Origin of the sequence: Pseudoalteromonas sp. P1-30 (genome assembly GCF_001400005.1) — a bacterium.
Taxonomy (GTDB): domain Bacteria; phylum Pseudomonadota; class Gammaproteobacteria; order Enterobacterales; family Alteromonadaceae; genus Pseudoalteromonas; species Pseudoalteromonas atlantica.
Genome location: NZ_LKBC01000010.1, coordinates 81,228 through 94,620, shown reverse-complemented (window position 1 = coordinate 94,620; position 13,393 = coordinate 81,228). Strand labels below are relative to the sequence as shown.

At 42.4% G+C, this 13,393-nt stretch carries 13 protein-coding genes; 8 read left to right on the top strand and 5 right to left on the bottom strand.

Annotated features, from left to right (window positions below; translation table 11 throughout):
- Positions 1–49: 49 nt before the first annotated feature.
- From cysG to AN395_RS14370, 7 genes are all read left to right on the top strand, one after another.
- Entirely contained in the window at positions 50–1,477 is a 1,428-nt protein-coding gene (cysG, locus tag AN395_RS14400) for a siroheme synthase CysG (RefSeq protein ID WP_024032043.1), read from the top strand.
- Between the two features lie 48 nt (positions 1,478–1,525).
- Positions 1,526–2,425 carry a sulfate adenylyltransferase subunit CysD gene (cysD, locus tag AN395_RS14395; protein ID WP_004588199.1) on the top strand — a complete coding sequence of 300 codons (900 nt, stop codon included), beginning with the start codon at positions 1,526–1,528 and terminating at the stop codon, positions 2,423–2,425.
- Entirely contained in the window at positions 2,425–3,849 is a 1,425-nt protein-coding gene (gene cysN, locus AN395_RS14390) for a sulfate adenylyltransferase subunit CysN (protein ID WP_024032042.1), read from the top strand. The genes cysD and cysN overlap by 1 nt, the downstream gene beginning before the upstream one ends.
- A gap of 31 nt (positions 3,850–3,880) precedes the next feature.
- Entirely contained in the window at positions 3,881–5,605 is a 1,725-nt protein-coding gene (locus tag AN395_RS14385) for an SLC13 family permease (protein WP_054983400.1), read from the top strand.
- Between the two features lie 33 nt (positions 5,606–5,638).
- Entirely contained in the window at positions 5,639–6,235 is a 597-nt protein-coding gene (gene cysC / locus AN395_RS14380) for an adenylyl-sulfate kinase (protein ID WP_024032040.1), read from the top strand.
- A 5-nt stretch (positions 6,236–6,240) separates the two neighbouring features.
- A complete protein-coding gene (cysQ, locus tag AN395_RS14375) occupies positions 6,241–7,011 on the top strand; it encodes a 3'(2'),5'-bisphosphate nucleotidase CysQ (RefSeq protein ID WP_029774142.1) in 771 nt (256 codons plus the stop codon).
- A gap of 156 nt (positions 7,012–7,167) precedes the next feature.
- The gene (locus tag AN395_RS14370) at positions 7,168–7,449 is read left to right on the top strand and encodes a hypothetical protein (RefSeq protein WP_029774141.1); all 282 of its coding nucleotides are present in this window, start codon (positions 7,168–7,170) and stop codon (positions 7,447–7,449) included.
- 199 nt (positions 7,450–7,648) lie between these two features.
- Here the strand turns inward: AN395_RS14370 and AN395_RS14365 are convergent, their stop codons facing one another.
- Entirely contained in the window at positions 7,649–8,134 is a 486-nt protein-coding gene (locus tag AN395_RS14365) for a hypothetical protein (RefSeq protein ID WP_054983399.1), read from the bottom strand.
- Positions 8,135–8,610: 476 nt separating this feature from the next.
- On the opposite strand from AN395_RS14365, the gene AN395_RS14360 reads away from it, so the two are divergent.
- Positions 8,611–9,882, top strand: coding sequence for an aromatic amino acid transport family protein (locus tag AN395_RS14360; protein ID WP_054983398.1), 1,272 nt, complete (start codon positions 8,611–8,613; stop codon positions 9,880–9,882).
- 82 nt (positions 9,883–9,964) lie between these two features.
- On the opposite strand, the gene speD is transcribed toward AN395_RS14360, so the two are convergent.
- The 4 genes from speD to astD form a co-directional block, all read right to left on the bottom strand.
- The gene (speD, locus tag AN395_RS14355; RefSeq protein WP_004588193.1) at positions 9,965–10,777 is read right to left on the bottom strand and encodes an adenosylmethionine decarboxylase; all 813 of its coding nucleotides are present in this window, start codon (positions 10,775–10,777) and stop codon (positions 9,965–9,967) included.
- An 88-nt stretch (positions 10,778–10,865) separates the two neighbouring features.
- Positions 10,866–11,279, bottom strand: coding sequence for an OsmC family protein (locus AN395_RS14350; protein WP_004588192.1), 414 nt, complete (start codon positions 11,277–11,279; stop codon positions 10,866–10,868).
- 149 nt (positions 11,280–11,428) lie between these two features.
- Positions 11,429–11,776 (bottom strand): DUF3802 family protein, encoded by a 348-nt coding sequence (locus AN395_RS14345; RefSeq protein ID WP_004588191.1) that lies wholly within the window; start codon positions 11,774–11,776, stop codon positions 11,429–11,431.
- A gap of 140 nt (positions 11,777–11,916) precedes the next feature.
- The gene (gene astD, locus AN395_RS14340) at positions 11,917–13,386 is read right to left on the bottom strand and encodes a succinylglutamate-semialdehyde dehydrogenase (RefSeq protein WP_054983397.1); all 1,470 of its coding nucleotides are present in this window, start codon (positions 13,384–13,386) and stop codon (positions 11,917–11,919) included.
- Between the last annotated feature and the right edge of the window lie 7 nt (positions 13,387–13,393).

Below are 13,393 nucleotides of genomic sequence, written 5' to 3'. Positions count from 1 at the left end.
CCTGCTCAATAGCGTTTTATTTTAGATTTTACTTAGAGGTGTTAACCACGTGCAGTATTTACCTATCTTTACCAAACTCGACAACAAACCTGTGCTGGTTGTTGGCGGTGGAGAGGTCGCATTACGCAAATGTCGCGCGTTTTTAAAAGCCCGCGCAAATGTAACCTTAGTGGCACCTTGGTTTTGTGATGAACTAAAAGAACATGCACAAAACAATGAAGTAACGCTTATTGATGCCTATTTTGATGAGTCGCACCTTGATGGCAAAATGCTGGTTATAGCAGCCACAGACTTAGACGAAGTAAACAACAATGTATTTGAGCTAGCTAACGCACGCAATGTATTTGTAAATGTGGTTGATGACCAACCTAAATGTACGTTTATATTCCCATCAATTGTAGACCGTGACCCAATAACCATAGCTATTTCAAGTGCAGGCACCGCGCCAGTACTTGCTCGGCGACTACGTGAAAAGCTCGAAACGTTAATCCCACAACACATTGGCCCACTGGCTACTTTAGTTGGCAGTTTTAGAGACAAAGTAAAACAGCGCTTTAAGCACTTTGCTGATCGCCGCCAATTTTGGGAAGGCGTGTTTGATTCATCAGTCGTAAGCAAAGTGCAAACAGGTAATACCGATGCAGCACAAGCACAACTAGAGCAAATGCTTGATGCCAAAGCCGAGCCAGAAGGCGAAGTGTATGTAGTGGGTGCAGGCCCAGGCGACCCTGAGCTTTTAACACTTAAAGCATTGCAGTTAATGCAGCAAGCCGATGTCGTTGTATACGACTATTTAGTGTCTGATGAAATTATGGAATTAGTACGCCGTGATGCCGATTTAGTTTGCGTAGGCAAGCGTATGGGCGATCACAGTGTAGCGCAAGAAGATACCAACCAAATGCTGGTTGATTTTGCCAAGCAAGGCAAAAAAGTATGTCGCATTAAAGGCGGCGACCCATTTATTTACGGACGTGGTGGCGAAGAAGTACAAGTACTGGCTGCCAATAATGTTAATTATCAAATAGTACCGGGTATAACTGCCGCCGCTGGTTGTAGCGCGTATGCGGGTATTCCGCTTACTCACCGCGACCACGCACAAGCCATCCAGTTTGTAACAGGGCATTGTAAAAAAGATGGCCAGGAGCTCGATTGGCAATCGCTTGCTAAAGCGCATCAAACTTTAGCTATTTATATGGGCGTTATTAAATCGCCACATATACAGGCTCAGCTTTTAAAACATGGCCGCAGCGCTAATACGCCAGTTGCCATAATCGAAAACGGCACGCGTAAAAACCAGCGTGTTGTTACGGGGCAATTAGGTGAGCTTGCAGATTTAATAGAGCGCAACAGTGTGGTATCGCCAGCATTACTTATTATTGGCGAAGTAGCCGCCCTGCACTCGCAGCTTGCATGGTTTGGCCAAAACGAGCAAACCAGTAGCTTTGCTCAGCCCCTGACCGGCGTATCAAATACATAATTATATTTTACTTAATCACTTTTAATCATTTTAGTAGGACGACTAACAATGGCTTTAACTCACCTTCAGCAACTTGAAGCTGAAAGTATCAAAATCATGCGCGAAGTCGCCGCTGAGTTTGAGAACCCAGTAATGCTTTACTCTATTGGTAAAGATTCATCGGTACTTTTGCACTTAGCGCGTAAAGCATTTTACCCTGCAAAAATTCCGTTTCCGTTATTACACGTAGACACCAACTGGAAGTTTCGTGAAATGATTGAGTTTCGCGATCGCCTTGCAAAAGAATACGGTTTTGACCTGCTGGTACACAAAAACCCAGAAGGCATGGCAATGGGTATTAGCCCGTTTGAGCATGGCTCGGGTAAACATACCGACATCATGAAAACCCAAGGCTTAAAGCAAGCGCTAGATAAATACGGCTTTGATGCTGCATTCGGTGGCGCACGCCGCGATGAAGAAAAGTCTCGCGCTAAAGAGCGTGTTTACTCGTTCCGCGATAAACACCACCGCTGGGACCCTAAAAACCAACGTCCAGAGCTTTGGAATACTTACAACAGTCAAGTTAACCCAGGTGAGAGCATTCGTGTATTCCCACTGTCTAACTGGACTGAACTTGATATTTGGCAATACATTTACCAAGAAAACATTGAAATGGTTCCGCTTTATTTAGCGAAAGAGCGCCCAGTAGTAGAGCGCGACGGCACCTTAATTATGGTCGACGATGAGCGCATGCCACTTGCTGAGGGCGAAGTACCACAAATGAAGTCGGTACGTTTTCGTACTTTAGGCTGTTACCCACTTACCGGTGCAGTTGAATCTACAGCCAGTAACCTAACAGAAATTATTGAAGAAATGCTGCTATCTACGTCATCTGAACGTGAAGGCCGTGTAATAGATCACGACTCAGCAGGCTCAATGGAGAAGAAAAAACGTGAGGGGTATTTCTAATGTCTACCAATACTAACGACACCATTAACGAAGTAAAAGAGATTGGCATAGACGCCTACCTAGCACGCCAACAAGATAAAAGCTTATTGCGTATGCTTACCTGTGGCAGCGTAGATGACGGTAAATCAACACTGATTGGCCGCCTACTGCACGACAGCCACCAAATTTATGAAGATCAGCTAGCTGCTCTTCATAAGGATAACGAAAAAGTAGGTAACGCAGGCGAAGAGCTAGACTTAGCGCTACTAGTAGATGGCCTACAAGCTGAGCGCGAGCAAGGCATTACTATTGATGTAGCGTACCGTTATTTTTCAACGGCTAAGCGTAAATTTATTATTGCCGACACCCCAGGGCACGAGCAATACACACGCAACATGGTAACAGGCGCATCAACAAGCGATGTAGCCATTATTTTGGTTGATGCCCGCTACGGTGTGCAAGTACAAACTAAGCGTCATAGCTTTATTTGTGACTCACTAGGTATTAAACAGTTTGTGGTAGCGATTAATAAAATGGATATCGTTGATTTTGACGAAACCGTTTATGAAAAAATCAAAGCCGATTACCTTAAATTTGCTGAGCAACTTAACGTATCAAATATTAAGTTTGTGCCTATGTCGGCGCTTAAAGGCGACAACGTAGTAACCCGCTCTGCTCATACGCCTTATTACACCGACAAGCCATTGCTTGAGCTTTTAGAAGACTCACCAGCGGCCGAAACCGATACCGGCTTTGAAGCACGCTTGCCTGTGCAATATGTAGTGCGCCCTAACTTAAACTTCCGTGGTTTTCAGGGCACATTGGCATCAGGTAAATTACAAGTTGGCGATGCAATAAAAGTATTACCGTCGGGTAAAACATCAAGCATTAAAGAAATTGTGACCTTTAATGGCAACCTAGATCACGCAGAGGCCGGCCAAGCAATTACCGTTACCCTAAATAGCGAAATTGATATTAGCCGCGGCGATGTCATTGTGCCGCAAAGCTCAAGTGCAACGGTTACTAATCTTATACAAGCTAAACTTGTGTGGATGCACGAAGAGCCGCTGGTACTAGGTAAAAGCTACAACATTAAACTAGGTAGCAAAAATACATCAGCCGTGGTTAAAAAGATTGACCACACTATTGATGTAAATACCTTAGAGCACGGCACAGCCGATTCACTTCAGCTAAACGAAATTGCCATTGTCACGCTTGAACTAAGCGAAACAATATTAGCTGACGAGTACCACAACAACCATGAAACTGGCTCATTTATCCTTATCGACCGTTTATCTAATTTAACGGTTGCCGCAGGTATGATTGAGCAAGTACTAAAAAGCGAAAAACAAAACAGCGATTTCAGCGACTTTGAAATTGAGTTTAATAGCTTAGTACGCAAGCACTTCCCACATTGGCAAGCGCTTGATATTTCAAAACTGTAAGTATAAAAATGTCTGTTAGGAATATAAAAGCATGGTAGAGCAGCTCGTTTTAACAGGCATTATGCTTACCTTAGTTGGGTGCCTTTTTGGCACCCGCATTAATCCAGCATGGTTATTTGTAAGTGCTATTGGTACAGGTTATTTAACAGGCCTGATAGACCTTGAAAGCATGTTAGTAAACTACGCAAACCCGTCGCTCATTACCCTAGTATTATTAGTGCTGGTTTCAATCGCTATTGAAAAAACCACACTCATACAACAGCTTTCCCAATCGTTATCTAAAGGAAGCTTAGTAAAGTCGGTAACAAAGCTTGGTTTATCAACCGCGTTTTTATCGTCATTTACTAACAATACCGCGGTTGTGGCATCGCTTATCACCGCCATAAAAGACAACCCAAATCATTCACCCTCAAAGCTACTATTACCGCTGTCGTACACCGCTATATTAGGCGGCACCATTACACTTATTGGTACATCAACCAATTTAATAGTGAACGGTTTTGCCGTAGATGCAGGCATGGCGCCACTGGGCTTTTTTGATTTTACCTTAGTGGGCATTGGCGCATTAAGTGTGGGCCTCATTACTATTTTAGTGATGCTCAAATACCTGCCCGACAACGGCAAAAACACACAAGAGGTTATTCCCTTTTACTTAGAGGGAAAAGTGCAGGCAGACTCTAAACTTATTGGCCGCACCGTAGAAGAAAACGGCCTACGCGATTTAAAAGATTTATTTCTCGCCGAAATTATTCGTGGCGATGAGCGCATATACGCAGTAACACCTCAGCAAATTATTAGACAAAACGACGTACTGCTGTTTGTTGGCGATATTAAATCGGTGCCCTTATTAAGACGCTTTGACGGATTAAAAGTAGTGCACGACAACCACGAAAAAGACATAGAACACTTAGTTGAAGTGGTTGTAAGCCAATCATCAAAGTTTATTGGCAAAACCGTAAAAGAGGCCCGTTTTAGAGAGCAGTTTCATGCCGCTGTTATTGCCATTCGCCGAGGGCACGATCGCTTACAAGGCGGCCTTGGGCAAGTTCAATTGCAAGCCGGCGACTCCTTAATACTCGCCCCAGGTAAAAACTTTTACTCTTTACCTAATTTAAACCGCGAATTTGTGTATATATCGGGGTTTGACTTACAAACACATCTAAAACCTAAACAATCTAATATTGTATTGGCAGGCTTTGCCGCCGTGTTAGGGTTAAGCATTGTAGGTATAGTTCCTTTAGTCAAAGGCCTGCTGGTGTTACTCATTGGCTTATTGCTTAGCGGTACAGTTAAACTGAGCGAAGTAAAACGTCGCTTCCCCATTGAGCTACTCGCCGTTGTAGGCAGTGCCATAGGGCTTGCTAAATTAATGATAGAAACCGGGCTTGCCGGGCAAATATCAGATGCCCTATTTATGGTACTAGGTGATTTTGGCCCTTATGGCGCGTTTATCGCCATATTTTTAATGACCGTATTATTCACCGAGCTTATTACTAATAATGCCGCAGCAGCGCTGTCATTCCCAGTGGCTTACTCGCTAGCAGTGGGTTTTAATGTAGACCCTCTACCCTTTATTATGGCGGTAGCGTTTGGTGCATCAGCCAGTTTCATATCGCCGTTTGGGTATCAAACAAACCTTATGGTTTACAGCGCGGGTAACTACCGCTTAAAAGATTACATAACAATGGGCTTGCCCCTTTCTATTATTTATTCAATCACGGTATTAACCTTGATCCCGCTCGTATTTCCTTTTTAATACGGGCGCTTACAGTACAAGAGACACACCACTATGGATGAAAATATTGTTTGGCATAACTACGCAACCACAAAAGCACAGCGTAGTGAGCAAAAAAAGCATAAACCGGCCATTTTATGGTTTACCGGTTTTTCTGGCTCTGGCAAAAGCACCGTAGCAAATGCATTAGAAGCGGCGCTTAATCAGCAAGGTGCGCACACTTACCTGCTTGATGGCGACAACGTACGCCACGGCTTATGTAAAGACCTTGGCTTTAGCGACGAAGACCGCATCGAAAACATACGCCGCGTTGGCGAAACCGCAAAACTAATGACCGATGCCGGCCTATTAGTGCTTACCGCGTTTATCTCGCCATTTAGAGCAGAGCGCGACATGGTGCGCAGCCTAGTAGATGACGGCGAGTTTATTGAAGTATTTATCGATACCCCGCTTGATGTATGCGAAAGCCGTGACCCTAAAGGCTTATACAAAAAAGCCCGTGCAGGTGAGATTAAACACTTTACCGGTATCGACTCAAGCTACGAAGTACCCAACAACCCAGAAATAATTTTAGATACCAGTAAAAACACCCTAGACCAATCGGTTACACAACTGATAACGTATCTAAAACAAAAGCATATTATAGGTTAACCGCAATGAACCAAACCGAGCTACTAGAAGAAACCCTCATCCTTGCCCGCAAAGCAGGCCAAGCCATAATGGGGATTTACGAAAAGGACTTTAACGTTGAATACAAAGCCGATGAAAGCCCAGTAACCGACGCCGACTTAGCAGCTCATAAAGTCATTGTGACAGGGCTAAAACAGCTCACGCCCGACACACCTATACTTAGCGAAGAAAGCGCTGATATAAGCTGGGACATTCGTCAAACATGGAAAAGCTACTGGTTAGTAGACCCAATCGACGGCACTAAAGAGTTTATTAAAAAGAACGGCGAATTTACCGTAAATATAGCCCTAATCGAAAACGGCAAACCCGTGCTTGCTGTCGTTGATGCGCCCGCACTTGGCGTATCGTACTTAGCCAGTAACGACATTGGCGCGTTTAAAGACAAAGGCGATGAGCGCATTGAGCTTAAAGTAACCACCAAACCCAACAAAGGCCTAATACGTGTTGTAGGTAGTCGCTCGCACCCATCACCTGATTTAGCCGAGTTTGTAAAACGCTTTGACGACGTTGAAATGGTCTCAAAAGGCAGCTCACTAAAACTGTGTTTAGTAGCAGAAGGCAGTGCTGATATTTACCCGCGCTTAGGCCCAACCTGTGAGTGGGATACGGGAGCTGGCCATGCTATTGCTGAAATAGCCGGTGCAAAAGTAACCAAGCTCGATGGCAGCCCACTTATTTATAACACCAAAGATGAGTATTTGAATCCGTATTTTATTGTTTCGGCTTTAGAGGGATAAGAGCAGTTTTGAGTGGTTAGCTATCAGTTGTCAGCAAGATAAGTGATAGCTTTAGCTCTGTATATTATCAATAGATGACCACTCCTAATCTGTTAACTAAAACGCCTTTTAAGGTTTATAAATAAAGAACTTAAAGAAAAAATAAAGGCAGTCAGTATGGATAAAAAGAAGGTTATTGTTTTATTGTTTGGCATTTTATGGTTTGTGTTAGGAGCTACTTTTTTCATAGGTTTTGAGTCAGTAGAAAAGCTGTTGTTCTGCGTGTTAGTATTTTTCTTCTGTTATAGATATATCTATGCATTTATATTAAAAATAAGTATTTATACACCGTATACCGGTGAGGAAATTCCTCCTACTGAAGGTAATTTAATAAAGCGGCTCTTTATGCTGATTATAGGCATCGGTGCGTGCACCTATTTTACTTTCTTTATTTCTTAAAAAGCATATTAGCCCAAAAGCCTGAACAACCCCTAAAAGAAAAGGTTATATTATCACTTGGTATGTTTATAACGTTGCTGTGTTTCAGTACGCTTTATCAATTGGTAGACAAGTTTTTTAGTGCGAAATAGCGAGGATGGTTAACGGGTACTACACATCGAGGAGACCATTGCCTAGTATAAAGCGCTTGTTGTATGCTTTAGTTAGCAGGCTTATTTCTGTATCTACGCAACTTTCTTAATAAGTGTTCAGGATCTTCGTCTGAGCCTTTAGCTCTCAAATATTCTTCGGCTACTTCATATTGCGAACGTTTTTTCTTTTTATTACAAATAGCTTCCATAGATAACGTCATCTCTAAAAATTTAACGTCTTGCTTTTTTGCTTCTCGCCCAGAAAAGTTTCCAATGCCTTTAATAGGCTTTCCATAAAATGATTCTTCAAGATCAACTTTACCAGCTTGTAGCATATACACTTCATAAATCTCTGATATTTTGAGAAGTAATTCAGGTGGTGGGTAAATCCCAAGCTCCATGAAATATGCAAGTTTACCAAGTGGATCTTCCGACTCTAAAGGGCGGTCTCTTTCTAAATTTAACTCACTATAAAAGTGCTTATTAAGGTACTCCCACGCCTCCTCTAATTCATTAATGGTTTGCTCATTAATATCTAGGTATTTACTCTTCATAACAGCCCCTTAAAATATTACGGTAAAAATAAGCGCAGCAATTATGCTACCTAAAATATTTAAAGCTAATATACCACTTGGTTTCTTGTGCCACTTTATAGAATTATTGCTCATACTATTACCCCTTAATTAGTTAGGAAATAATTATTAACGAAGTCATTACAATAAGTAAGGACACTCAAGCTTTTAGATATCCGTTGCCACATCTACTCACTAAAATCTAAAACACTATAACTAAAATAAAGTAAGAATTTAGAGGAGCAATGGCGTGTTGGGTTTCGCTTCGCTCTACCCAACCTACAACTGTGCTGGTTGAGGTATTTGTTTATTTTTACAGCGCTGTTTCGTATTCATGACACTTTTGGTGCAACGGCGTCTAATTAATTAGTCTACAAAACCCCTCAAAACATGAAAGTTTTAGCTAAAAACTATATTCTTGCGCGCGATTATTATTTAAATAATGGATGAGGACACACATGACACCATCACAAGATGCAACGCTTTCAAATGCATCAACAACAGGTGAACACACACCTACTTCTAAATGGAACCTGCACGATACGCAGTGGACGTTAAGCCTTTTTGGTACCGCCGTTGGCGCGGGCATTTTATTTTTACCTATTAACATTGGTATAGGTGGTTTTTGGCCGCTTATTATTATGGCGTGTTTAGCCTTTCCAATGACCTTTTTAGCACACCGTGGCTTAGCCCGCTTTGTGTTGTCGTCTAAAAACAAAGATTCAGATTTTACTGATGTTGTTGAAGAGCACTTTGGTGTAACGGCGGGTAGGTTAATCTCTTTATTATACTTTTTATCTATATTCCCCATTTTGCTTATTTACGGCGTAGGCTTAACCAATACCGTTGACAGCTTTATGGTTAACCAAATGGGCCTTGAGTCACCTTCTCGCGTGTTACTTTCGGGTGTATTGGTTGCCGGTATGATTAGCCTAATGATGGGCGGCGAGCGCTTAATGCTGCGCGCCTTTGCTATTTTGGTGTATCCGCTTGTAGGTATTTTATTTTGCTTATCGCTCTATTTAATCCCTAGCTGGCAAATGCCAGATATGAGCTTTCCTGAGGCGGGCAGCTTTACTAAAACGCTGTGGTTATCTATTCCTATTATTGTGTTTTCGTTTAGCCATGCGGCGGCTATTTCAAGCTTTGTGAACGTGCAGCGTGGGCATTATGGCAATCAGGCCACTAATAAGGCTGAGGCTATTTTAAAGCGCACTAGCTTACTACTTATTGTATTTGTACTGCTGTTTGTGTTTTCGTGCGTGCTTTCGCTTACTAGCGAGCAAATGGCTGCTGCTAAAGCGGCTAACGTATCGATTTTATCTTACCTTGCTAATATCACCAGTAACTCGTATATAGCGACTCTTGGGCCGCTGGTTGCCTTTATTGCGATTACGTCATCGTTTTTAGGGCACTTTTTAGGTGCACGCGAAAGCTTTACCGGTTTGGTGACTAAGCAAACAAGCTTAAGTGCAAAAGTAGCCGACAAAATTGGCGTACTCATTATGTTTTTTGCTATTTGGTTTTGCGCGGTTAAAAACCCAAGCATTTTAGACATGATGGATCAGCTCTCTGGCCCTATCATTGCGATGATTTTATTTATTATGCCAATGATTGCCGTATACAAAGTGCCTGCGCTGAGTAAATACCGCAACCGTTTAAGTACCTTGTTTGTACTTGCTGTGGGCTCACTGGCCGTATGTGCGCTTATTTACAGCATGCTTAATTAAGCGAATTGCTATAAATACCCCCATAAAAAATGGCGCTCACTGAGCGCCATTTTTAATACAACTAAATTGCTTTTAAACTAATTTATTCTGCGTCTGGTAGGTTACGACCGTAGAATATTTCCTGCATTTCGCGGGTTAGTTTAGAGCGAATTTCTTCTTCTTCCTCATCCGACAGCTCATCAGTAGATAGGCCGAACAGGTAAGTGTTTAAGTCGGTTTCTTTTAACATCATTTTGGTGTGGAACAGGTTTTCTTGATACACGTTCACGTCCATCATTTGGTACGCTTCTTTGGTATCTTCTGTCATGAAGTTTTGAATCGAGTTAATTGCATGGTCAATGTAGTGTTTAACACCGTTTACGTCGCGGGTAAAACCACGTACGCGGTAGTCAATGGTTACTACGTCTGACTCAAGGCTATGAATTAAGAAGTTTAACGCTTTAAGTGGCGAAATAATGCCACAGGTAGATACTTCAATATCAGCACGGAATGTACAAATACCATCATCAGGGTGCGCTTCTGGGTAGGTATGTACACAAATATGGCTTTTATCTAGGTGCGCAACAACAGAATCTGGTAATGGGCCTGGCGCTTCGTCAGCATCGTAATTTTGCTGCTCTTCTACCGGCTCTTCCGAAACCAAAATAGTCACACTTGCGCCTTGTGGTTCATAATCTTGGCGCGCCACATTTAAAATGTTAGCACCAATAATATCAACAACATCACCTAGTATGTCGGTTAGTCTATCTGCACTGTACTGCTCGTCGATATATTCAATATATTCTTTACGTTGTTGCTCGGTCTTTGCGTAGCAAATGTCGTAAATACTAAAGCTTAAACTTTTGGTTAAATTATTAAAGCCATGAAGTTTAAGTTTATCGAAGGGTTTGTTCATGATAAACCAACCTATAAATTAGTGAAATCTGCACCTGCAGAATGAAAAGTTCGCGGATTTTATACGAATTTTCCTCACGGAAAAAGCGTTATTTTACCTGTTCTTGCACAACTTCGTGGCTGTGGGTAATTTCTACTGTTTTATCAAGCATTAAAGCAACAGAACAATACTTTTCAGCAGAGAGCGAAACCGCACGCGCAAGGTGTTTTTCCGAGACATTATTGCCTGTAACAACAAAGTGTAAATTAATTTTAGTAAATACACGAGGCGCTGTTTCGGCGCGCTCTGAGCTTAGTTGTACTTGCACATCAGAAAAATCTTGTTTGGCTTTTTTTAAAATACTTACAACATCTACCGACGAGCAACAACCTACCGACATAAGTACCATTTCCATTGGACTTGGTGCAGCGCTGTCGCTACCGGCATCAAAAACTACATTGTGATTAGAATTAGAACGGCCAATAAAGGTGTCGCCTTCAACCCATTTTACATTTGCTTGCATGTGTTTATCTCTAAAAAAATTTTGTTGATTGTATAACAATCTGCAACGATACGTGAGCGCTGAGATTAAATTTAGTGGTGTTATTAATAAGGCGAGAAGTAATAGGAGCGCAGTTATTAGGTCATACTGCGCTGTGTTAACGGGTAACGTTAAGAGGTTTGTGTTACCGCGTTATCAAATAAGTTTTTAATAAGCCCAGCAAACTCATCTATAAATGCGTGTTGTTCAACCGTAACGGGTTGTGAGGTTATGCTGCTTAGCACTTCTTGTAAGTCGTAAACAATACCGTCTACCTCGCGCACTATTTGGCTGCGTTGTTCGGTATTAAGATTGGTATGTTGTTCACAAATTAGCATAACGTTATGCGCTATTACGTCTTCTATGAGTTCCATAACGGTAGGGGCACCGGGTTTGATTTCGCCTGGCTTCTCAAATAACGCTAAATTTTGAGTTAGATACATGATCAAGTCATCGTACCCTTGCCTGTCTAAAACCATTGTGATTTTCACCTTTGAATAACTAATTGCATAGATTTAAGCAGAAAGCGCCACTAATTACTAGCTTTGCGCGTTACCAATACAAAAAAAGCAGCCTAAGCTGCTTTTCTCATTCTTTATAACTACAAATAGAACAGTAATTAATCTATTTTTAAGCCTGGGCTTAGTGTTGCTGGCATCGTTACTTTTTCAAGTTCTACCGAAGCAACAGGGTATGCACAGTAATCGGCTGCGTAATATGCGCTTGCTCTGTGATTTCCTGATGCGCCAATACCACCAAATGGGGCTGCACTTGATGCACCTGTAATTGGGCGGTTCCAGTTAACAATACCGGCACGAATACGACGTAAAAAGTGATTGTAGTCGGCTTCGCTGTCGCTTAATAAACCTGCTGATAAACCAAAGCTGGTATCGTTTGCTTTATCAATTGCGTGGTCAAAGTCATCAAAGCGGAACACTTTTAATAATGGGCCAAAGTGCTCTTCATCTGGGAAGTCGCTAATTGCTGAACACTCAATAATACCCGGTGTTACAAAACCAGTATTGGCTGTGTGCTCAAGCTCTACTAGTACTTCACCGCCAAGCTCAACCAGCTCGTTTTGTGCTTTTACCATGCCTGCTGCAGCCGCAGATGAGATCATAGAGCCCATAAATGGCTGCTCTTCATCATCGTAGTTGCCTACTTTAATGGCTTTAGTTGCAGTGATAAGGCGCGCTAAAATGTCATCGCCTTGTTGGCCTTTAGGTAAAAATACTTTACGAGCACACGTACAACGTTGGCCGCTTGAAATAAACGCCGATTGAATAATATCGTGTACCGCGGCTTTAGTATCTGCCACATCTTTAATAATCAGTGGGTTATTGCCACCCATCTCAAGCGCTAAAATTTTACCTGGCTGGCCTGCAAACTGCTCATGTAAAATATGACCAGTACGCGAAGAACCTGTAAAGAATAAACCATCTATGCCTTTATGCGCAGCAAGGGCTTTACCTGTTTCTACTTCACCTTGAACAAGGTTAATTACACCGGCAGGTAAACCGGCTTTTTCCCATAGTTTAAGCGTAAGCTCAGCAACCATTGGCGTAAGCTCTGATGGCTTAAATACCACGGTGTTACCGGCTAAAAGCGCTGGCACAATGTGGCCATTAGGTAAGTGCCCAGGGAAGTTATATGGGCCAAATACGGCAACTACACCATGTGGTTTATGACGGATCATCGCACGCCCTACTGGCATAGCGTTTTCAACGTCGCCGGTGCGCTCTAAAAATGCTTTTTCAGAAATGGCAATTTTACCTACCATTGCGCCCGCTTCTGTACGCGTTTCCCACAGTGGCTTACCGGTTTCTTGGGCAATCGCTACAGCAAGTTCTTCGCTGTGCTCTTTAAGTGTTGCTGCAAAGGTTTTAACTATCTCTAGGCGCTCGTTAAAGCTTTTATCTGCCCAGCTGTAAAATGCTTCGCGCGCCGAATTTACCGCGCTATCTACTTGCTCTGCAGTCGCTGAAGATGCCTGCCAAATAACGTCGTTATTTGCAGGGTTTACTGAGTTAAATGCGTTGCCTTGGCCTTGTGACCACTGACCATTAATAAATTGTGCAGGATGAGTCATTATACTT